Annotated in this window: 21 protein-coding genes, 1 tRNA gene and 4 pseudogenes; 11 read left to right on the plus strand and 15 right to left on the minus strand. The window is 69.5% G+C overall.

What is annotated here, in order from left to right:
- Positions 1-189: 189 nt before the first annotated feature.
- Both OG953_RS23495 and OG953_RS23500 read left to right on the plus strand, forming a co-directional pair.
- A complete protein-coding gene (locus OG953_RS23495; RefSeq protein WP_405686643.1) occupies positions 190-891 on the plus strand; it encodes a response regulator transcription factor in 702 nt (233 codons plus the stop codon).
- Positions 888-2519, plus strand: a complete 1632-nt coding sequence (locus OG953_RS23500; RefSeq protein ID WP_405686644.1) for a sensor histidine kinase — start codon at positions 888-890, stop codon at positions 2517-2519. Before OG953_RS23495 ends, OG953_RS23500 begins: the two co-directional genes overlap by 4 nt.
- A gap of 97 nt (positions 2520-2616) precedes the next feature.
- Here OG953_RS23500 and OG953_RS23505 read toward each other — a convergent pair whose 3' ends face one another.
- From OG953_RS23505 to OG953_RS23530, 6 genes and pseudogenes are all read right to left on the minus strand, one after another.
- Positions 2617-3459 carry an ABC transporter permease gene (locus OG953_RS23505; RefSeq protein WP_405686645.1) on the minus strand — a complete coding sequence of 281 codons (843 nt, stop codon included), beginning with the start codon at positions 3457-3459 and terminating at the stop codon, positions 2617-2619.
- Positions 3460-3467: 8 nt separating this feature from the next.
- Positions 3468-3827 (minus strand): annotated as a pseudogene (locus OG953_RS23510) (ABC transporter permease); the annotation flags it as partial.
- Complete coding sequence (locus OG953_RS23515) at positions 3824-4576, minus strand: ABC transporter ATP-binding protein (RefSeq protein WP_405686646.1); 753 nt, start codon at positions 4574-4576, stop codon at positions 3824-3826. The pseudogene OG953_RS23510 and the gene OG953_RS23515, both read right to left, overlap by 4 nt.
- Positions 4573-5871 (minus strand): peptidoglycan-binding protein, encoded by a 1299-nt coding sequence (locus tag OG953_RS23520; protein WP_405686647.1) that lies wholly within the window; start codon positions 5869-5871, stop codon positions 4573-4575. Before OG953_RS23520 ends, OG953_RS23515 begins: the two co-directional genes overlap by 4 nt.
- A gap of 65 nt (positions 5872-5936) precedes the next feature.
- Complete coding sequence (locus tag OG953_RS23525; protein WP_405686648.1) at positions 5937-6515, minus strand: hypothetical protein; 579 nt, start codon at positions 6513-6515, stop codon at positions 5937-5939.
- 234 nt (positions 6516-6749) lie between these two features.
- On the minus strand, positions 6750-6923 hold the full coding sequence (locus tag OG953_RS23530; RefSeq protein WP_383072438.1) for a hypothetical protein: 174 nt from the start codon (positions 6921-6923) through the stop codon (positions 6750-6752).
- A 314-nt stretch (positions 6924-7237) separates the two neighbouring features.
- On the opposite strand from OG953_RS23530, the gene OG953_RS23535 reads away from it, so the two are divergent.
- On the plus strand, positions 7238-7741 hold the full coding sequence (locus OG953_RS23535) for an FBP domain-containing protein (protein ID WP_405686650.1): 504 nt from the start codon (positions 7238-7240) through the stop codon (positions 7739-7741).
- Between the two features lie 183 nt (positions 7742-7924).
- Positions 7925-8983 (plus strand): NAD-dependent epimerase/dehydratase family protein, encoded by a 1059-nt coding sequence (locus OG953_RS23540; protein WP_405686652.1) that lies wholly within the window; start codon positions 7925-7927, stop codon positions 8981-8983.
- Here the strand turns inward: OG953_RS23540 and OG953_RS23545 are convergent.
- Both OG953_RS23545 and OG953_RS23550 read right to left on the minus strand, forming a co-directional pair.
- A complete protein-coding gene (locus OG953_RS23545; RefSeq protein WP_405686654.1) occupies positions 8958-9275 on the minus strand; it encodes a histidine kinase dimerization/phospho-acceptor domain-containing protein in 318 nt (105 codons plus the stop codon). The genes OG953_RS23540 and OG953_RS23545 overlap by 26 nt on opposite strands.
- A pseudogene (locus tag OG953_RS23550) lies at positions 9167-9415 on the minus strand (response regulator); the annotation flags it as partial. The gene OG953_RS23545 and the pseudogene OG953_RS23550, both read right to left, overlap by 109 nt.
- 114 nt (positions 9416-9529) lie before the next feature.
- Here OG953_RS23550 and OG953_RS23555 point away from each other — a divergent pair.
- From OG953_RS23555 to OG953_RS23565, 3 genes are all read left to right on the plus strand, one after another.
- Entirely contained in the window at positions 9530-10237 is a 708-nt protein-coding gene (locus OG953_RS23555) for a glycosyltransferase family 2 protein (protein WP_405686655.1), read from the plus strand.
- Positions 10234-10857: a DUF2064 domain-containing protein gene (locus OG953_RS23560; RefSeq protein WP_405686656.1), complete on the plus strand. Its 624-nt coding sequence runs from the start codon at positions 10234-10236 to the stop codon at positions 10855-10857. Before OG953_RS23555 ends, OG953_RS23560 begins: the two co-directional genes overlap by 4 nt.
- 68 nt (positions 10858-10925) lie before the next feature.
- Complete coding sequence (locus OG953_RS23565; RefSeq protein WP_405692014.1) at positions 10926-11570, plus strand: methyltransferase domain-containing protein; 645 nt, start codon at positions 10926-10928, stop codon at positions 11568-11570.
- Positions 11571-11611: 41 nt separating this feature from the next.
- Here the strand turns inward: OG953_RS23565 and OG953_RS23570 are convergent, their stop codons facing one another.
- Positions 11612-13249 carry an MFS transporter gene (locus OG953_RS23570; protein ID WP_405686657.1) on the minus strand — a complete coding sequence of 546 codons (1638 nt, stop codon included), beginning with the start codon at positions 13247-13249 and terminating at the stop codon, positions 11612-11614.
- 113 nt (positions 13250-13362) lie between these two features.
- On the opposite strand from OG953_RS23570, the pseudogene OG953_RS23575 reads away from it, so the two are divergent.
- Positions 13363-13662 (plus strand): annotated as a pseudogene (locus tag OG953_RS23575) (hypothetical protein); the annotation flags it as partial.
- Positions 13663-13825: 163 nt separating this feature from the next.
- Here OG953_RS23575 and OG953_RS23580 read toward each other — a convergent pair.
- Both OG953_RS23580 and OG953_RS23585 read right to left on the minus strand, forming a co-directional pair.
- Positions 13826-15070: an IS110 family transposase gene (locus OG953_RS23580; RefSeq protein ID WP_405686659.1), complete on the minus strand. Its 1245-nt coding sequence runs from the start codon at positions 15068-15070 to the stop codon at positions 13826-13828.
- A gap of 500 nt (positions 15071-15570) precedes the next feature.
- A complete protein-coding gene (locus tag OG953_RS23585; protein ID WP_405686661.1) occupies positions 15571-15957 on the minus strand; it encodes a hypothetical protein in 387 nt (128 codons plus the stop codon).
- A 685-nt stretch (positions 15958-16642) separates the two neighbouring features.
- Here OG953_RS23585 and OG953_RS23590 point away from each other — a divergent pair.
- Positions 16643-16909, plus strand: a complete 267-nt coding sequence (locus tag OG953_RS23590; RefSeq protein ID WP_405686662.1) for a DUF6959 family protein — start codon at positions 16643-16645, stop codon at positions 16907-16909.
- A 126-nt stretch (positions 16910-17035) separates the two neighbouring features.
- On the plus strand, positions 17036-17383 hold the full coding sequence (locus OG953_RS23595; protein ID WP_405686663.1) for a hypothetical protein: 348 nt from the start codon (positions 17036-17038) through the stop codon (positions 17381-17383).
- 681 nt (positions 17384-18064) lie between these two features.
- Here the strand turns inward: OG953_RS23595 and OG953_RS23600 are convergent.
- Positions 18065-18532, minus strand: a complete 468-nt coding sequence (locus OG953_RS23600) for a hypothetical protein (RefSeq protein ID WP_405686664.1) — start codon at positions 18530-18532, stop codon at positions 18065-18067.
- A gap of 163 nt (positions 18533-18695) precedes the next feature.
- Positions 18696-19340, minus strand: a complete 645-nt coding sequence (locus OG953_RS23605) for an HAD family hydrolase (protein WP_405692016.1) — start codon at positions 19338-19340, stop codon at positions 18696-18698.
- On the opposite strand from OG953_RS23605, the pseudogene OG953_RS23610 reads away from it, so the two are divergent.
- Positions 19260-19442, plus strand: a pseudogene (locus OG953_RS23610) (site-specific integrase); the annotation flags it as partial. The gene OG953_RS23605 and the pseudogene OG953_RS23610 overlap by 81 nt on opposite strands.
- An 85-nt stretch (positions 19443-19527) precedes the next feature.
- Here the strand turns inward: OG953_RS23610 and OG953_RS23615 are convergent.
- Positions 19528-19601: transfer RNA gene (locus tag OG953_RS23615), tRNA-Pro, on the minus strand.
- Between the two features lie 101 nt (positions 19602-19702).
- Entirely contained in the window at positions 19703-20641 is a 939-nt protein-coding gene (locus OG953_RS23620; RefSeq protein WP_189278718.1) for a metallophosphoesterase, read from the minus strand.
- Positions 20642-20686: the final 45 nt, after the last annotated feature.

A 20686-nucleotide genomic window follows, 5' to 3' on the forward strand; every position in this document is an offset into this window, starting at 1 on the left:
CCTGTGGTGCGGGAGCCGGCCCCGCGTGGCCGGTCGCCGACGCCTGAACGGGCCGACGAGGGCTGCTGTATGGCGGGCCATCAGTCACCTTGAGTGATCCGGTTTCTGCTTCCGGAGTCCGGCTCCGCGTCAGCGGCTCATACGGATACTGGTACCCCTGTCACGACGGAGCCCGGACGAGGAGTCTCGTTGAGCGCACGCATACTGGTTGCCGAGGACGACGTGAAGCAGGCGCGGTTGATAGGCATCTATCTGGAGCGTGAGGGGAACGAGGTCCAGATCGTCGCCGACGGCCGCTCGGCGATCGACCGGGCAAGGTCCTCCCGGGCCGACCTCATCGTGCTCGATGTGATGATGCCGAACGTCGACGGCCTCGACGTATGCCGGATCCTGCGCGCCGAATCCCAGGTCCCCATCCTGCTGCTCACGGCACGCACCACGGAGGAGGACATGCTTCTGGGGCTGGACCTGGGGGCCGACGACTACATGGCCAAGCCGTACAGCCCCAGGGAGCTGACAGCTCGGGTCAGGGCGCTGCTGCGCCGGTCGAAGGCGGCCGGGCGTACCGGTCCAGCGGTGCTGACGGTCGGCGACCTGGAGATCGACACCGCCCGTTTCGAGGTACGGGTGGCCGGGGCGCCGGTGGTGTTGACCGGCAAGGAGTTCGCCATCCTGACCGTGCTCGCGGGGGAGCCCGGACGGGCCTTCACCCGGGCACAGATCATCGACCAGGTCTTCGGGTTCGACCAGAACGTACTGGAACGCACCGTCGATGCCCACGTGATGAACCTGCGACGGAAGCTGGAGCGGGGGCGAGCGGACCGGAGGTACGTGGAGACCGTCTACGGCCGGGGATACCGATTGGCGAACGGGCCCGGTGCGGGGCAGTGAGCTTCAGACTGCGGGTGCTCGGCCTGCTGATGCTTGTTGCGATGGCCGCCACGGCGGCGACTGCCTGGCTGACTTTGCGGCAGGCGAACCTCCAGGTCCGCGATTCCGTCGCCGCCGGGCAGCAGGAGGTCTCCCGGATCACCGGCGAACTGTACGCGTACGGCTTCGCGCACGGCACTTGGGACGGCGTCTCGCCGACGGTGGGCGCGCTGGCGAAGGACACCGGCCAGCGCATCCGCGTCGCCACGGAGGCCGATGTTCTGGTCGTCGACTCCGACGCCCTTGCGGGTCGCGAACCCCGCACGGCCGGCAGTCGGCCCCCGGTCCTGGTCGATCCGCGCCCCACCCTGCGGTTGCCCACGGAGAAAGTGCCGCGGGTCTCGGCCAAGCTCACAGTGACCGCGATCGCCGAGTACCGGGCTGCCGCGACGTACGCCGCATGCCTGACACGTGCGGGGGTCGCGGTGACGGCCCGGCCCAACGGTATCGGCATCCCCGTGATCAGCACGGAGCGCCGGTCCTCTCAGTGCAGGGAGCCGTCAGCCGACTCGGATCCTCGGATCACCCAGGATCACGAAGCGGTGCAGACGTGCGAGTCCGATCCGCGGCTCGCCGCCTGTCTCCAGCGAGCCTTCAACGAGCAGATCGCGGCCGCTGCGCCACCCCGACTCCAGGTCCGTCTCGGGGCCGAGGACGAATCCCCACCCACCCTGGCCGCCGCACCCACGATTGCCGTCGCGTCGGGCGTCTTTCTCGCGGCCGTACTCGGCGCCCTGCTCCTGTCCAGGGCCGTACTGCGCCCGATCCGGGCCCTGACCATGGCGGCGCGGGGGCTGGAAGAAGGCGACCTGGGGCGGAGGGTCGTCGTCTCCGGCCGGGACGAGATCGCCGAACTCGGTGGTGCCTTCAACCGGATGGCCGACTCCATCCAGGCGGGCGAGGACCGCCAGCGCCGCCTCACCGGCGACATCGCACATGAGCTGCGCACCCCGCTGGCCAATCTGCGCGGCTATCTGGAGGCGCTGCAGGACGGCTACGTCGAGCCGACCCCCGAACTGCTGGAATCCCTCCACGAGGAGGCGATGCTGCAGCAGCGGATCGTGGACGATCTGCAGGATCTGGCCCTGGCCGAGGCAGGTACGCTCACCTACCACCGCGCCGATGTGGATCTGGGCGAAGTGCTGGAGACCTGCCGCACCGCCCATCGCGCCCGGGCCGAGACGTCCGGCGTCGTGTTGGAACTCGATGTACCGCAGTCGGTACGTGTGTTCGCCGACGCCGACCGGCTGCGCCAGGTCGTCGGCAACCTGGTCGTGAACGCGGTAAGGGTCACGGCACCGGGTGGCGTCGTGACCCTTGCGCTGGCCCGGCACGGCAACCTGGCGATCATTCAGGTGCGGGACACCGGGAGGGGGATACCTCCCGAGGACCTGCCGTACCTCTTCGACCGCTTCTGGCGCGCGGACGCGGCACGGGGCCGCGCCACGGGTGGCAGTGGCCTGGGGCTGTCCATCGCCCGCCAGATCGTGACCGACCACCGGGGGACGATCGATGTGGAGAGCACGGTGGGGGTCGGCACGACGTTCAGCGTCGTGCTCTCCACGGGCCCGGGGGGTATTGCGGGGTGAGCGGAGGCGGCCAATCGGCACGCGGCGGGCACAGGCTGACCGGCACCGGGCGGACGGCCGGAGACGCCGCCGCAGCTGCACGGCCGGCCCGGGCCCGTCACACCCCCGCGAGCGCCTCGGTGGGGGCGAGACGTCCGGCCCGCACCGCCGGGTAGAGGCCCGCGATCCCCCCGATCACCAGTGTGACGCCGATGCCCGCCGCCGCGGACCACATCGGCACCTCGGTCGGCCAGCCCCGGGCATACGCGTACCCGGCGGTGATGACAGTACCCAGCACCATGCCGCCGAGCCCGCCCAGCACGGACAGCAGCAGCGACTCGGTGACGAACTGGCCCCGGATCTGGCCGCCGGTGGCGCCCAGCGCCCTGCGCAGACCGATCTCCGGACGCCTCTCCAGCACGGAAATGATCATGGTGTTGCCCACGCCGACCCCGCCCACCAGCAGCGCGACCCCGCCGAGGCCCAGCAGCAGCCCGGTCAGCGCGGACTCGGTGGCCTCCCGTGCGGCCAGCGCATCGGAGGGCCGGGAGACCATCACCTCGTTCGGCCCGGCCGGATTCGCCGTCGCCGCGAGCACATCGCGCACGGCCGTCACCTGGTTGTTCCGGGCGCGTATGTAGATGTTCGACGGGTGACCGTCGAAGCGCAGATACGTCTGAGCGGCCCGCCAGCCGACCAGCGCCGAGCTGTCGATCTCCGGCGCCAGCGGCACCGGATCGAGCACACCGACCAGGGAGAACCACTTCCCGCCCAGCCACAGGCGCATCCCGGGCGTGTACGCGTCCAGCCGCCGGGCCGCCCGGGAGCCGAGGACCACAGCCGGGTAGTCCTCGGTTGCCGACTCGAGCCATCTGCCCCTGTCGACGTGTCCGCCGATCGCGGGCAGGAGCCGCGGCCCGGCCGCGGCCACCTGAACACTGCTGGTGCGTCCGACCGGCACATGCTCATTGCGGTAGACCGCAGCGTCCTCGATCGCCCGACCGCCGCCACCTGCTGCACCGGTCCGATGCGCCCGATCATGGGCACCGCCTCCTTGGGGAGGCTGCCCTTCCTGCCATCGGGAGTCTGCCCGGGGGCGACCCGCAACAGATTGGTCCCCAGCTTGTCGAGTCTGCGGTCGACCTCGGCCCGGCTGGAGCTGGAGATACCGACGACGGCGACCATCGCGGCGACACCGATCGCAATGCCCAGCGCTGAAAGGAACACCCGCAGGGGGCGGGTACGCAGACCGGTTCCGCCGAGCCGGAAGATGTCGGCGGGGCGCAGCCGGGCGGGGCGCAGCGTGGTGACGTGCCTCGGGCGGCTCATCGCTCAGCTCCCGTACGGGGCAGGCGGGTCAGGACGAGACCGCTGTCGGCGACTATCCGGCCGTCGCGCATCTCCACCCGCCGGTCGAACACCGCGGCCATCTCCCGGTCGTGCGTGATGACCACCACCGTGGTGCCGGCCGCGTGCAGCTCGCACAGGAGCTCCAGCACCGCCACACCGGAGGCGGAGTCGAGGTTGCCGGTGGGCTCGTCGGCGAGCAGAAGGGCCGGCTCGCCGATCACTGCCCGGGCGACTGCGGCCCGCTGCCGTTCGCCACCGGAGAGCTGGTGGGGGAGGTGGCCGATCCGGTGGTCGAGCCCCACACGGGCCAGCGCCTGAGCCGCCTTGCGCCGGCGCTCCCGCAACGGCACGCCTGCGTACAGCAGGCCGTCGGCGACGGTGTCGAGCACGGGCACCCCCACGGCCAGGTGGAACTGCTGGAACACAAAGCCGATCCGCTGCGCCCGCAGTGCGGAGATTTCACCGTCGGACAGCCCGGCGATGTCGTAGCCGTCCACGGCCACCCGGCCGCTCGACGGCCGGTCGAGGGTGCCCATCAGATGGAGCACGGTCGACTTCCCCGAACCGGAGTGGCCGACGACGGCGACGAGTTCTCCGTACGTAATGACGAGGTCGACCTCGCTGACCGCGGTGACGTGGCCGGGGTAGGTCTTCGACACGGCCGCGAACTCGACGACGGGTGTGCCGGAGAGCGGGCTGGATGGGCGGGACGGTCTTGCCGAGGTCACCTGGGGATCCTCACCTTCATGCCCTCGTGGACCTGGGGGCCGCTCACCTCGACCCGGCCGTTGGCGAACAGACCGGTCTTGACCGGTACGAAGCGGCCGGTATCGCCGCCCTCGCTGCCTTCGGCGAGTTCCAGTCCGTAGCCGCCCTCGGCCAGGGCCACCAGGGCGGCGACGGGAACGGTGAGCACGTCCTTGTGCTGGGTGACCACATGGCGGACCGTGACAGGCCCGCTCTCCAGCCTGCCCAGAGAGCTCTGGTCGTCGAAGGCGATCACGACGGATACGGTGGCCGCCTTCGCGCCGGAGCCGCCGCCCCCGCCTCCGTCCGTGCCGCCCGAACCGTCCGCGCCCCCGCCACCGGGCGCGGACGCGTCCTTGCCCACGCGGGTGACCTTCCCCTTGACCGAACGCCCGTCGGGGAGCTCCACCGTGACCTCGCTGCCCCGCCGCGCCCAGTTCATGTCGGAGGCGGGGGCATCCACGTCGACCATGCGCGAGGTGCTCGTGTAACTCAGCGGATTGCCGACGGCATCGGCCCCGACCCGCACACCGGTGCTCGCGATACGGACCGGACCGGGTGCGTAGACGACGTCCCCGGCGTCGACCTTGCCGGTCTGCGGCAGGCCGAGATCCTTCTGCCAGCGCTTGACTGCGGCAGCGGTCAGCGAGGAGTACGTCTCGTCCACGGTGAAGCCCGAGTAGCCGAGGGCGCTGAGGTTGGTCTCGAACTGGTTGACGTCCATACCGTGCAGCGGCCCGGGCTGCTGCTGCGCGTCGCCGCCCCGACCGGCTGCGGCACCGCCGGCACCATTTGAGCGTCGGCCGTCTGCGCCACGGCTCTCAGCGGTCTCGCTGCCCGGGGCGCCGCCGTCGCCCCCGCTGTCGCCGCTTCCGGCGGCCGCACCTTCGGCTTCCGTCATGCCCAGGCCGCGATACATGGGCAGACTGCCGTACAGCAGCACCACCGGGCGGTCGTCGACACGCAGCACCGTCTCGCCGCGCCGCACGATCTTGTCCGATTCGGGCAGCCAGGTCACCGTTCCGCTCGTCTTGATCTGGAACGGAACTTCAGGCCCGTGCCCGAGGCGGCCGTCGATCTCGGTCTGGTCGGTCAGCGTGCCCCGAGCGACCCGTACCGCCTGGCCGCCGGTCCCCCGACCGCCCGCGCCGCCCCCGCCCAGCCCCAGGGCTCCGACCACGCCGACCGCGGCGACCAGCAGAATCCCGGACCCCAGGATGACGGGTCCGCGCCCGCGCCGTCCGACCCCCCGGCCGTCCGCGCCCCTCTCCGTCACGTCTTTCCCCACCGCTGTCGGCTGATTGCCAGTTCCCTTCACGACGTTCACGGCGCCCGGTTCCATCAGCCCTCGGGCGTGAGTGCGTCGTCCGGGATACCGATGATCGGGGCGCACACGCGCGCGGCCCGCTTGGCACCCGCCGACGCCGAGTCCCAGGGGGATTCCTGGAAGTGGCCGTCGGCAACGGTGTCGGGGAAGTCGGGCGCCCCGTGCTCCTGCATGCACTTCGCGTACCGCCGGTTCTTCCCGATCTCCTCCTCGGAGAGTTCGGGCCGCTGCTCCTTGAGGACGCTCTCAGGGATGGGCAGGCTGAGGCTTGCGCACTTCTCCTGAGCCCTGAGGGCTTTCGGATCACGCTTCCACTTGGAATTGTCGCCGAATTCGACCTTGCCCCTGGAGTCGGGATCGGGGGTGTCGAACCCCTCGTCACGCAGGCATTCGACCCACTTCCGCTGCCCCTCGACGTAGTCGGCCAGCTCGCTCGAACTGCTCTTGGAGGCCGTAGCGCCGGTCTTGCCGTTCGACGCCGAGGCGACCTCGTTCCCGCTGTTTCCGCCGCCTCCGCAGCCGGTCACGGTCAACGTCACCACCGACACCATCCCGATCAGCAGCCTTTCCCCGTACCACCGACGCGGACTCATGCTCATGGGCTCCTCGCACATTGGCCGTCGCCCGGCTCCCGCTCCGGCCGGACGGCGACGAATGTAGGACCGCGCCCATGAAGGACCTATGAAGAAGCCATCAAGAACTCTTCCGGAACCGCTCCGGGCCGGCGGACGGCCACACCGTAGGCCCTGACGACAGCCGCCCTCTGTGGTGGCAACCCCGACGCGGGGTTGCCACCACAGGGGGCGGTTGTCGTAGATCTACGAGGGTCAGTTGTGGCCGAACCTCCGCTGCTTCCGGTGGGAGACCTGTTCCGAGATCGAGTGCACCGTGTCCTGGGCAGCCGTTGGCCGCGTCGGCTGTTCCTTCGTCTCCGGAGCAGCGCTGCGTTCGTGGCCGCCGGTGCGGGCACCTCGGTTCTGCCGACTCTGCTTCTTGCCCACGATCGTGCCTCCTGTAGCGGATATCGGACGATGGGCCAGTACCAGATTCGCATTTGAGTGCGAATGGTGCATCTCAGGCTCTCGCTGTCGAGTGCGCTTATGCCGAGGCAGGAGGCAGGGACTGGCCGCAGGCCGGGTGTCCGCCCCTTCACGGATCCGATCCGCGTCGCAGGGGCATGCGTCGGCGGGGCACCGCCCAGGAGGAAGCCGACCGCTTCCTCGACCGGGAGCCCATGGGCGATGCAGGTCCTGTCCGGCGGATCGCTCGAATATTGAGATGCGGGCCGGTCGGGGCGGACATAGGGTCGATGCCCGTGGAACCGCTCAGTGAGAAACAGATCCGCTCATCCTTCGTGAATTGCACCAAGGGTGCGGCGGCGCGGCTCCGGCTGCCGCTCGACTTCGCCGAACTGCCCTGGGAGGACCTGGACTTCTTGGGATGGGTGGATCCTGGAGCGCCGCTGCAGGCACACCTCGTGGTGTCCCGCGCACAGGGTCCGCTGGGGATATCTCTGCGTATACCCTCCGTGAGGCGTACCAGCGCCGTGAAGTCCAGCATGTGCCAGATCTGCCTGACAGGTCACGCCTCCTCCGGGGTCAGCCTGCTCGCTGCCCCCTTGGCGGGTGCCCGGGGCCGCGAGGGCAACACGGTCGGTATCTACATCTGCGCGGACCTCGCCTGCCCCCTGTATGTGCGGGGCAAGCGGCAGCCGAAGCTGCGTTCCGGGCGGTACGAGGAGTCCCTGACGCTGGATGAGCGCCTCGCGCGCATGTCGGGCAACCTGGATGCCTTCGCGGCCAAGGTCGCCGCGGCGTAAGCCCTCACGAGCACAGCCCGTCACCCCGCAAGGAAGCAGAAACGTCCGACGGGGGAGGGGGTGGCCCGTCCCGACCGGGCCGCAGCGAGCCGGGGCCGGGGTCGTGACGGCCCGCTTTCTTACGGCTCTCCGATGTGCGCGCGTACCGGGACGCGGCGCCGCCCGGTCCGTACGGTGGGGCGCATGCGTGTACTTGTGACGGGCGGCGCGGGGTTCATCGGCTCGCACATCGTCGAGGCCCTGATCTCCCGTGGGCACGAACCGGTCGTGCTGGACAGTCTGCTCCCGACCGCGCACCGGAGCGTGACCGGGCCGCCGGAGCTGGGCGGTGCCGCGTGGGTGCGCGGGGACGTACGAGACCGGGACGTGGTGCGGCAGGCGTTGAGCGGGGTGGACGCGGTGTGCCATCAGGCCGCGATGGTCGGTCTCGGAAAGGACTTCGCGGACGCGCCCGACTACGTGGGTTGCAACGATCTCGGGACCGCCGTGCTGCTCGCCGCGATGGCGGAGACGAGGGTGGAGCGGCTGGTGTTCGCCGGGTCGATGGTCGTGTACGGCGAGGGGCGCTACGAGTGCCCGAACCACGGGTGGGTGCGGCCCGGTCCGCGCGCCGAGCAGGATCTGGTGTCGGGGCGGTTCGAGCCTCTGTGCCCACAGTGCGGTGCGGAGCTGTCGCCCGGGCTGGTGGGGGAGGACGCGCCGGCTGATCCGCGCAATGTCTACGCGACGACCAAGCTGGCCCAGGAACACCTGGCGGCCGCATGGGCCCGTACCACCGGCGGTCGTGCGGTGTCCTTGCGCTACCACAACGTGTACGGCCCTCGGATGCCCCGCGACACCCCCTACGCCGGAGTGGCTTCCCTCTTCCGTTCGGCACTCGCGCGGGGGGAGGCGCCCAGGGTCTTCGAGGACGGCGGACAGCGCCGGGACTTCGTCCATGTCCGGGACGTGGCCGCAGCCAACGCGGTGGTGCTCGAAGCCTTCGACGTCCGGGCGCCCGGAGCCCTGACCTCGTACAACACCGGCAGCGGCGAGCCGCACACGGTGGGAGAGATGGCGGCGGCCCTGGCGGCCGGGCACGGCGGGCCGTCCCCGGTGGTGACCGGGGAGTTCCGGCTCGGGGACGTACGGCACATCACGGCCGACTCCAGTCGTCTGAAGTCGGAGCTGGGCTGGCGGCCCGAGGTCGGATTCGCCGAGGGCATGGCCGAGTTCGCTACGAGCCGGCTGCGGGGAGCGTGACCTCGAAGCGGCAGCCGTCCGTCCCGTTTCGCAGGTCGGCGCGGCCCGCGTGGGCCTCGATCCGGCGGTGGCAGCGGGCCGGGTCGCTGACCACGCCGTCCTCCAGGGCCTCGGACATGGCGCGCAGACCGGCGAGCGGGGTGCGCAGATCGTGGGAGATCCAGGCGACGAGTTCGCGACGGCGGCCGTCAGCGTGATCACGGGTACCGGTCCGTGGCCGCGCAACTCGCGGCAGGCCTCCAGGCCGTCCGTGCCGGGCAGCATCGGGTCGAGGACCACCAGGTCCGGCCACCGTGCGCCGGCCGCCGCCGGCGCGGCCGGGCCGTCGGCGGCCCGGTCCACGGTGAAGCCCGCGCGCTCCGGACAGCCGGTCACCACTTCGGCGACGGTCGGACCGTCGTCCACGACCAGGACGCGCTGCGCTGTGTGCATGGGGCCGGCCGCGCACCGGGCTCCGGCCGACGGGCGCCCCGAAGTGGCGCAGGGGAGCGATGTCCGCGTTTCGCAAGGACTTCGGATCCCTTATGCCCGGTTCGGGTTCGTACGGTGAAATCCGTGACCGACTCGAATTCCGCGGCCCCGTACGCGGTGAACGTTGTCCTGCCCTGTCTGGACGAGGCAGGAGCCCTGCCTTGGGTCCTGGAACGGATCCCGCCCGGCTGGCGGCCGATCGTCGTCGACAACGGATCGACCGACGGATCCCCGGAGATCGCCCGTTCTCTCGGCGCCACCGTGGTGAGCGAGCCGAGGCAGGGCTTCGGCGCCGCCTGCCATGCGGGTCTGCTCGCGGCGGACGCGGACATCGTCTGCTTCTGTGACTGCGACGCCTCGCTCGACCCCGGCCTGCTCACCTCCTTCGCGGCCCAAGTGGCCTCGGGAGAAGCCGACCTGGTTCTGGGGCGGCGGCGTCCGCAGTCTCGCGGGGCCTGGCCTCCGCACGCCCGCGCGGGCAACCTCGCTCTCGCCCGGATGCTGCGCCGTCGCACCGGTCTGCGCCTGCACGACCTCGGCCCGATGCGCGCCGCACGCCGCGAGGCGCTGCTTTCCCTCGGCCTCACCGACCGTCGCAGTGGCTACCCGCTCCAGATGGTGGTGCGCGCCGCCGACGCCGGCTGGCGGGTGCGGGAGAGGGACGTCCCGTATCTGCCACGCACGGGGAAGTCGAAGGTCACCGGAACGTGGCGGGGCACCTGGCACGCGGTACAGGACATGCGGAAGGTGCTGGGCGAGGAGCCGCTGGAGGCGGCCCGGTGAGCACCTTGCTGGTCATCGCCAAGGAGCCGGTGCCGGGCCGGGTGAAGACCCGGCTCACTCCGCCCTTCAGCCCCTCGGAGGCGGCCCGGCTCGCCGAGGCCGCGCTCGCCGACACTCTGGAGGCGGTGCTCGCCACGCCCGCCGACCGCCGAGTCCTGGTCCTGGCGGGGAATCCCGGAGCCTGGCTGCCCGTCGGCTTCGAGGTGGTGCCGCAGTGTCCGGGCGGGCTGGACGAACGGCTGGCCGCGGCCTTCGCCCGATGTACCGGGCCGACACTGCTGATCGGCATGGACACCCCGCAGGTGACTCCGGCACTCCTGGCCACCGGACTGGAATTCGGTCGTTGCGACGCCTGGTTCGGGCCGGCGGACGACGGCGGATTCTGGGCCCTCGGGCTCGCCGCGCCGGACCCGGAACTGCTGCGCGGCGTCCCCATGTCCGTACCGGAGACCGGGAGGGTGCAGCGCCGGCGGCTGACGGAGGCCGGCCTCACCGTCCGGGACCTGCCGACGCTGCGGGACGTGGATACCGCCGCCGACGCCCTGGCGGTGGCCGGGAAGGTCCCGGGCAGCCGTTTCGCCGTGCTGCACGTGGCACTGACGGGGACAGGTGTCAGGTGAGCGCCCTGGAGTCGGCGCGGCCGGTGGAATCCGTCGAGCCCGTCGGGTCCCTGGCATCCGGGCGGTCCTTGGATTCGCTTCGGGCCTGGCGGGCCGACCCGTACACCGACGCCCTCCGTTCCGGGCGTGGACCACTCTTCCTGCGGCGCGGTGACGGCTGGTTGCTGCCGCTGGAGATCGAGCGCTGGTGTGCGGCGGCGGACAGCGCCGACAGCACCGTGCTGGCGCGGTGCAGGGGCCCGGTGCTCGACATCGGGTGCGGGCCGGGGCGGCTGGTGACGGCTCTGGCCGCGCTCGGCCGTCCAGCGCTCGGCATCGATGTGAGTCAGGAGGCGGTCGACCGTACGGTCCGGGGCGGCGGGACGGCGCTGTGCCGCTCCGTCTTCGATCCACTGCCCAGCGAGGGACGGTGGGGGACGGTGCTGCTCGTCGACGGCAACATCGGCATCGGTGGTGACCCCGAGGCTCTGCTCGCGCGAACGGGCGAGCTGGTGGGCCCCGACGGCGTGGCCATCGTGGAGGCCGCCGCCCCCGATGTGGACGAGCGGGTCGACGTACGGGTCGTCGACGGCCGGGGAGCGCGGGGAGCCGCGTTTCCCTGGGCCCGCGTAGGGATACGGGCCCTGTCGGCGTACACGGAGGCCGCGGGCTGGACGGCGGACGGTTCGTGGCAGGCCGAGGACCGTTGGTTCCTTCAGCTCCGGCGTCGTTGAGGGAGCCTCCGTACGGCGAGGAGCCGGCCCTCGGAAGCCACTCAGGGGCCTGGTGTTTCAGCTGCCGGCTCCGTCGACCGGGGCTGGGATGTCGGGATCCGGTGGGTGAAGAACAACGCGAGGAGAGCGGCGAGGGCGAGGATGGCGAGTGCGGCGCGCAGGCCGTCGAGTCTCGCTTCGGCGTTCGCGTCGAGCGTCGCCCGAGCCACCTCCGTGCTTGTGCCGGCCTCTTGGAGGGCGGTCTTGAGCTGGGCGTCCGACAGGAAGGGCGCTCCGCTTCGGAGCTCGACGGTCGTCTGGCTCTTGACGCCGGCCGGGACCGCCGGATTCTGCTCGACGCTGGTCAGGAACGAAGACGTGAGCGCGGCGATCATGATCGACCCGGCGAGTGCGGTTCCGATCGAGGCGCCGAGGTTGGTGACGGCGTTCTGGACCCCGCCGACTTCTGCGCTCTGTTGCTCCGGCACTGCGGACACGGTGACCGACCCGAGCTGGGACGCCAGCGATCCCATGCCGAGCCCGATCAACAGGAGTGGGATGGTGACGATTTCCGCACCGGCGTCCGCATCGAGCGCGGCCATCAGGGCGACTGCGCCCGTGAGCAACGCGAGCACCCCGAGCCGCACCACGCGCCGCGGCGAGACGTCGGGGAAGAAGCGTGGGATCAGGACCGCGGCAGCCAGCAGCGTGATCGAGAGCGGCAGGAGGCGGGCACCGGTCGTGAGTGCGGACAGGCCCAGGGCAACCGACAGATAGAGCGGTACGACGAAGAACACGCCCATCTGCACGAGGTACTGGAAGAAGAACATCGTCAGCCCGCCGGTGAGCTGTTTGTTCTCCAACATGGATGGGTGAATGAGCGGCTCCCTGCGCCGCTGCACGAGCCGGGCCTCCCAGCGGAGGAAGAGCCAGACCAGAAGCAGCCCTGCCAGCACCGACCACACGACCAGGGAAACCCCGAGCCACGAAGGCGCGTCGGGCTTCGGCCTGAACCAGCCCCATTCGTCCGAGCGGAGCACCCCGTAGACGAAGATCCCGAGCCCGAGCGCGGAGAGCACGGCGCCGACGAGATCGATGCGCGGACGTTCGTCGCTCGCGGCGTCAGCGATGCGACGGGCAAGCACCAGGATGCCGAGGACCACCAGGACCTCCCCGGCGAAGACCCACCGCCACGAGAAGTACGTCGTGGCGACACCCCCGATGAGCGGCCCGAGCGCGATCGCCACGGCCCCTGCTGCCGCGACGAGTCCGTAGGCCGCAGGACGACGTTCCGTGGCGAAGTTGCCGGCCACGAGCGCCACGATCGCGGGGAGGATGAGCGCCGCTCCGACCCCCTCGAGGAACGACCAGCCGAGCAGCAACACAGGCAGGTTGGGCGCGAGCGCCGTGGTGAGGGATCCGCAGCCGTAGATGCCGCAACCGATCACGAACGCGCGTTTGCGGCCGATCAGCGCCCCGACCTTACCTCCGGGGATCATGAACATTGCCATCACAAGGGTGTACGCCGTGATGGCCCCTTGGATACCCGTCACCGTTGTGCCCACGTCGTCGGCCACAGTCGCGATCGAGACGTTCATGACGGAGCTGTCGAGCGCCATCAGGAACTGACCGGCAGCGAGCGTCAACAGGACGAGTCGCGCCGTTGCCGAACTCGGAGCAGTGCCTGCCCTGGGTGCCATGGGCGAATCGTCCCAGCCGCCCCGGAGGGCGGATCCGAGACCCGCCATGGAGATCAACCGGTTGGCGGGCGTGAGGTCGGCGTAGCGGCTTTGGGCGGGAGCTGCCATGGGGTCTCTCGCTACTGAGTGGCGTCCGTACCGAGGAGGCGCGCCCTCTCAGGTGGGACCACGTCTATCTGTCGACGCGGGACGGCATTCCGCCGCACGTCGCGGTGTGGCGTTCCGCCCACAGGCATGGCGAGACCAGGACGCTGAAGAGTCGCCGGACCATCGCGCTCTTGGTCGGCCACAGCAGCCGGGCGACGACCGAGGCTGTCCGTCGCAAGCAGCTCCGGCCCGTGATCACTCAGGGCGCTGAGGCCACGGACGAGATCCTTGCCGGCGATCGCGAGGTAGACGCCGGCGAGGCTTGATCAGTTTCGGGTGGCCCCTTGTTTGGCCCCCGAGCACGGAAGAGGCCCATTCGCAATCAAGCGAATGGGCCTCTTACGCGTAAATAGCAGCAGGTCAGGGTGGGTGTGGGCATGGCTGGATGCCCGGTGGTCGCGGAGGCCGCCGGGTGTCCGGGGTTGTCGATCAGACGGCGTCCTCCCTCGGGTTGAGGGTGACGGTGTAGCCGAGCTGGTTGAGTTGGGTGATGGCCCGGCGGGTGGCGCGTTCGGGGTCGCGTTGGGTGAAGTAAGTGCCGCCGAGTTCCTGGTAGGCGACGTTGTCAGTGAGCATGTGCCAGATCGCGGTGATGATCGAGTGCTCGATGGCGACGAGTGCTCTGAGCGGGCCGCGGCGTGCGGTGAGCCGCTTGTAGCGGGCGGCAAGGTAGGTGTCCTTGGTTCTAGCCGCGCCGAATGCCGCGATTCCGAGGGCGCCTTTGAGGTAGGGGTTGCCGGGCCGGACCTTGGTGTTCTTGGTGCGGCCGGCGGACTCGTGGTGGCCGGGGCAGACCCCGGCCCAGGACGCGAGGTGCTTGGCGGTGGCGAACCGCGTCATGTCCCCGCCGGTCTCCGCGATGATCACTTCGGCTGTGGCCTGGTTGATGCCGGGGATGGTGTCGAGCAGGTCGAGGGCGTCACGAAAGGGTGCCATCGCCTCTTCGATCCGTCCGGTGAGCTGGTCGATCACCGTTGTGAGCTGGTCGTACTGGTCCAGGTGAAGGCGGGTCAGGAACGCGTGGTGTTCGCGGAAGCGTCCGGTCAGGGCCTCGGTAAGTTCGGGGATCTTGTTGCGGAGCTTGCGTTTGGCCAGGTCCGCGAGGATGTGCGGGTCGGCTTCGCCGCGGATGAGGGCTTCGAGCATGGCCCGCCCGGAGACGCCCATGATGTCGGAGGCGACCGCGGAGAGTTTGATGCCGGTGTCCTCAAGCAACTTCTCCACCCGCTGGACCACACGGCCGCGTTCACGGGTGGCGGTGGTCCGGGCGCGGGTCAGGTCCCGCAGTTCGCGCACCGGCTCGGGCGGCACGAAGGAGGGCCTGACCAGGCCGTGGGCTCCGAGCTGGGCCAGCCAGGCCGCGTCCGAGACGTCCGTCTTGCGGCCGGGTAGATTCTTGACCTGCCGCGCGTTGACCAGGATCACGTTCAGGCCCTCGGCCAGCACGTAGTAGAAGGGCTTCCAGTAGTCCGAGGTCGCCTCGATCACCACCAGGGTGACCTCGGCGGAGAGCAGGTGGTCCCGCAGGTCGAGGACCGCGTTCGTGGTCGATCCCCACGTCGTGGTCTCGGTCGTGAAGGAACCCCGCCGCTTCGTATTCGGGGTTCGGACACACACCTTGGCGTCCTTCTTGCTGATGTCGAGGCCGGCGCAGCGTTCGTGCAGTACGTCCACGGCCTTGCTCCCTCCCTGGCCCTCCCGGACCGACCGTCGTATGCCGTTCCGGGAGGGCCAGGGTGAATCAGGAATTCTGACGCACGTGCTTCGCAGCAACACTCCACGGTTCCCGTGGATGGCCCCCAGCACCACGCTGACCTGCGAGCTCACTGGCATCACAGAGGCATCGGTTTCGGCCGGAACGAACTCCTCCAGCGTCCCGGACGGCAACCAGCCCTCGTAAGGGCAGACAGAAGTACCTTCGGCGCGCGCCACGGGATTTACCACGCCCCCGGCGCGCACCGAAGGTGCGCTGGATCGCTGACCTGGTGTTTCAGCTGTCGGGGTGGCGGGATTCGAACCCACGACCTCTTCGTCCCGAAGCAACTTGGATGGGCGCTCGGCCTTGAGTTGGTGTGCGCCGGGGCCGCTGCGCTCGTCCGTAAGCATGCGACCCTGTCCGCCGTTGTTCGTCGGCGTTGTCACGCAGTTAGACACTCACACGGCAGAGGGCTCCTTCACTCCTCCCCGGGCGGAATGAGCCGATCGGCGCTCTCTGCGTCGTCCACATGTCCGCGCGCGTCGACGGTGATCGGAGTGGCTCGTCCCTTGGAAGTGACGAGCCAAGCAAGCACCTGCTCGGTCAACGGCCCGTTGTCGGGTCCCTCGTCTTTCCAGTACGCGCGCCAGCCGCCACCAGGTATGGCGGCCACGACCTGGTCGGCCTGCTCCAGGTGTGAGAAGTCCGGATAGTCGGTCACCGGCCGGCGGGTTCCTCGCTGGGGATCGACGACAACGGCAACGCCTGTTGCCGCGTCCCAAGCGTCCACGCCCACGGTCCGGCCGATCATCGTCTCCGTGCCGGTGAAGATCGCGAGCCGACCCGTCCTGTTGAAGTAGCGCATGCCGTCATCGTCCCTGACGGTGGCCGGACCGTCCCACTGCTTTCTGGTGGGACATCAGCTTGGGAAGCGCGGGTGATCTAGGGGGCTGGGCGCCTGACCTGCGGGCGAGCGACCTGGCATGGGTCTGGCACGGCCCTAGCCGACAAGAGCGTGCATCGCCGCCACGAAGTTGAACACCGCCGGCAGGACGAAGATACTCCCGACCCCGATCCATCCAGTCCCGGCGACGCGGCGGCCCCGGCTCGGCGGCGGCGGTGGAATCAGCCGATTCCCCACTCTCACCGTCTCGTTCGGGGCGATCAGGCTGCGCCCTGTGCGGCGTTGTCTCCGCCCCAACCATATGAAGACGACCGCGGCCATCGCCGTGAAGGCGGCGAGTTGAAGATGCTCACTCGGTGAGTCGGCGCCGGCAAGCGTCACGGTTACGTACGACACAAGAACTTCCCCCCAGTGGATCAGCGTGGCTGGATCACCTCACGACGGTTTAACCATGTCAAGCGGATTAGGTGGTACTTACGGCACCCCCAACACGCTTTCCAAGCCTGTTGGCGTCGCACGGCGCCGTGTACGAGGCTGTCCACCTGGGTTCACGCACGTTCGGTGGTTCAGCCGGTTCCGGCTTCGGTTCCGCCTTGGACACCCCTGAACTGAGCTGAACAAGACGGAAACTGAGACGGGGGCTCCGATGGAACGAGTAGAGGCCGAGCTGTTCACCGACGGCGGCAACGATGCTGTGGTGCGCCTCCCGGGCCGCCGTTCTCCAGGCTTCCTGGTCCAAGGAGACACCCTCCACATCCTCCAGACGGACGTGACTGAACTCGTCGAGCTGTGCGCTGCCGGCGACTTGGAGGAGGCCCGGCAAGTAGCAAACCTCCTCCATGTCGATCTGGGCGCGAAGCTACAGCGCTACACCGATGCGCTCGAAGCCCATGGGATCCCTCGACCCTTCTGATCCGTAGCTCTAGCCGTATCGGTCAGTGACGGCCATTCCGGCCGCTACCAGGCCCCGGAGGGACGCTACCGGACGCGGGCGGTTGTTGATGGTTTCGGTACCTGGCTGCTGTACCGCAGGATCCCGGTGGGGGCGTTGGAGCGGATGTTGGCCGGTGACGACGAGGCGTCCGCGGCTGCTCTGGCCGCCCTCCGCAGCGGCGCCACTTACCACGTGTGGGATACGACGCATCCCGCAGAGCAGCATGCCGGTGTCTTTGCACGCCGACTTCGGCGCATGCGGCTGCACGGAGTCGAACCTCTTGGGCTGGAACGAGCGGTGCAGCTTCTCAGAGAGCATGGCCGGCCGGTGCGCGGAGGGCTGATCGATTCTGCCGATCAGAAATGGACCTTCCTGCTCTACCTCACCGAAGACGGCAGCGCACTGCTGGCCTGCGCCCGCCTGCAGCGGTGGGTCGAGCGATCACCGCTTTAGGAGCGAGGTGGGGCGAGTTGGGGTCTGACCTGCGGGGTACCGACTTGGACGTCAGCCTGCTGTGGTCCCTGCCAGCAGCCCCAGTTCCCCGTGAGTCCCCGCCCCATCTGGCGCGGTTGTGGCACGGGGAAGTAGTGACCTGGTCGGCCAGAGCCGTCGCCGCCGGGCCCCGAAACCGAGCTTCGCCCTGCCCGCGCCCCTGCCAGACGGTTGGAACGCGGCAGGAGTGCTCTGTGTTTGCCAATTACTTACGCGCCGCTCGTCGCCCTGCCAAACTTTGGTTATAGGCCTCGTTGCTGACGCTTCGCCACTCCAACGGACGCAGTCTCGGGGCAGGACTGGGGGGCAGGTCGTGTCGTATCCCGTAGAGCGTCCAAAAGGTAAGGCTCATACGCCTCCGTCGCGTGACATACGGAGGGGCACATCCCACTGTCAGAAGTGCGGATTGAGGTTGCCCAGGGACACGCGGGGCCAACTGGGGCAGTGCCCCTGCGTGGACACGAAGTAGAAAACCGTCGTGGCGGCGACGTCACCGTGGGTTCAAATCCCACACCCACCGCAGATGAACGGCCCCTGACCAGGAAACACGGTCGGGGGCTGATCCGTTCTGCTCTCCGTGATCGACCGGCGTTCCCCGTGGTTCCCCGCTCGATCGGGCACACGAGGGGCACGCGGGTCGCGTCAGCTCCGGGAGATCAGATCAATCCTGATGGGTGCCGCAGAATCGAGGTCGATGGTGTCGCCTTCTTCCTCCGCGTGAGGTTCATGTGGGCGACCGGCTGGCAACACGACCAGCATGGTGTGGGGCCGCGGCAACCACCCCACATCCGCCGGTGGGTCGTAGCGACCGATGTCGATGATCCGCACGAGGCTTTCGGGAATGCCGACAAGGCAGGAGTCGCCGATCTCCAGACGCCCCGGCTCTGGGTCGGTTCGAAAGAGTCCGTTCCACTCGTAGGCGCCCTCGGTACGCGGAATTCCCCTTAGACCGTTCCACTGGATCTCGGACTCCGGGTCAATCTGGGCCCATGGCCACTCGATCGCGACATCGAACCGAGTCGCTTGAACGACTCGTACACGCACCGACGGGCAGCTGACCCGCAGAATGTCGCCAATCCGGAAATGCTGTTGGCGAGTTCCTTCGCCCATGGCGGGCTCCTCCACTCCCTGATGACGGCGGCACGGTACCGCGAGATCGAGGGAACAGCTATGGGCGCGTGATCATGGCTGCGGAAGTTCCCCCTCAACCCACCACTCACCCCAGCTCCCATCCTGTCCGCCTTCGACCCACACACCGTGGAGCGGTCGCGGTTCAGGGCGTCAAGGTGGAGCGCGCCACTGTACGAACGACCTTGACGCCCTGGGCCGCGACTGCTCGGCTTGCCTGGGTCGAAGGTGGTCGGGATGGGAGCCCACAACGCTCACCACGAATCCGCCGGCACCCGCGAACGGCGCCCCGACCCATCCCGGAGTCTGAGCGCCCCCGCCGGAGGCATGTCCTTGGCCCGCGGATCGGTCTCGACTCATGCCCTTCGGCCCATCCACTGCGGGCGCGCGTCGGCGGCGGCAGCGCCGAGCGGGCCGAAGACAGGAGCGCGGGCGCAGCCAGAGCCGGGAAGCGCGCCCGGCGGAGCGGAGCGCAGCCGGGTGCCTTGACGAGGTCCGGCTGGGGGCGGATCGCCTCGGCGATGGCCTGCACGGACTCAGTGATCGCTTCAGCTCCCGCCTCGGTGAATGCCTGGCGTTTGCGTGACTTGTTGGCGTACCCGATCGCAGTGCAGCCGACCGCGTGAGCAGCCTGGATGTCCGTCAGCGAATCGCCGACCCGGGCACACAGGGTGACATCGACTCCGAGCGCGTCAGCAGCCGTAATGAGGGGGAACTCCGGCACAGTTTCGTTTCGCTGCTGTCGGACAGTGGCGTGCCACTCGAAGAGATCTCGCGGTTGGTAGGGCACTCCGGGACGGCCGTCACCGAGGAGATCTACCGGAAGCAGATCCGCCCGGTGATCCAGACGGGAGCAGTGGCCATGGACGGGATCTTCAAGGCAGATTCGTAACCGTAGTGACGCAGATAGTCACGCATCCGAAAACAGGTGAGGCACCTACTAAATTTAGTAGGTGCCTCACCTGGTGTTTCAGCTGTCGGGGTGGCGGGATTTGAACCCACGACCTCTTCGTCCCGAACGAAGCGCGCTGCCAAGCTGCGCTACACCCCGATCGCCGCCGGTATCCCGGCGACATCGATTACTTTAGCCCACCCGCGCCCGCAGACGAAATCCGGTTTATGTGCTGCTGAGGGCGAGGGGGCTGTGGGTGCTCAGTCCCGGGGCGTCAGGGTCAGCAGGGTCGCCTCGGGCGGGCAGGCGAAGCGGACCGGGGTGTAGCGGTTGGTGCCGCAGCCTGCGGAGACGTGGAGGTAGGCGCGGTGGTCCTCGACGGAGTGGGTGGAGAGGCCCTTGACCCGGTCCGTGTCCAGGTCGCAGTTGGTGACCAGGGCACCGTAGAAGGGGATGCAGAGCTGGCCGCCGTGGGTGTGACCGGCCAGGATCAGGGGGTACCCCTCCGCCGTGAAGGCGTCCAGCGAGCGCAGGTAGGGGGCGTGGACCACGCCGATGGAGAGGTCGGCGCCTGTCTCGGGGCCGCCCGCCACCTCCGCGTAGCGGTCGCGCTTGATGTGCGGGTCGTCCAGGCCGGTGAAGGCGATCTCCAGGCCGTCGACCTTGAGGCGGCCGCGGGTGTTGGACAGGCCCAGCCAGCCCGCCTCGTCGAAGGCGTCGCGCATCGGCTCCCACGGGTTGTGGACGACGCCGACCGCAGGGGCGTTCCCGTTGAGGCCGTGCTTGCCCTGGGCCTTCTCGAAGAGGTAGCGGGCAGGGTTGCGGAGCTTGGGGCCGTAGTAGTCGTTGGAGCCGAAGACGTACACACCCGGGAACTGCATCAGCGGACCGAGCGCGTCGAGCAGCTCGGGTACGGCCTCGGGGTCCGAGAGGTTGTCGCCGGTGTTCACGACGAAGTCCGGGCGCAGGCCGGCCAGCGACTGCAGCCAGGCGCGCTTCTTGCGCTGGCCGCTCACCATGTGGATGTCGGAGACCTGGAGCACGCGCAACGGTCGTGCCCCGTACGGGAGTACGGGGATCGTGACCCGTCGCAGGCGGAACGAGCGGGCCTCGAATCCGGCGGCGTAGGCGAGGCCGACAGCGCCGACCGCTGCGCCGACTGCCGTGACTTTCAGGGGTACTCCGTAGCGTGCGCGCATGTGCCCATCGTCGCAGACACGGTGCGGCGGGAAGAAAACCGGCGG

Source organism: Streptomyces sp. NBC_00057, from assembly GCF_045041165.1.
Lineage (GTDB): Bacteria > Actinomycetota > Actinomycetes > Streptomycetales > Streptomycetaceae > Streptomyces.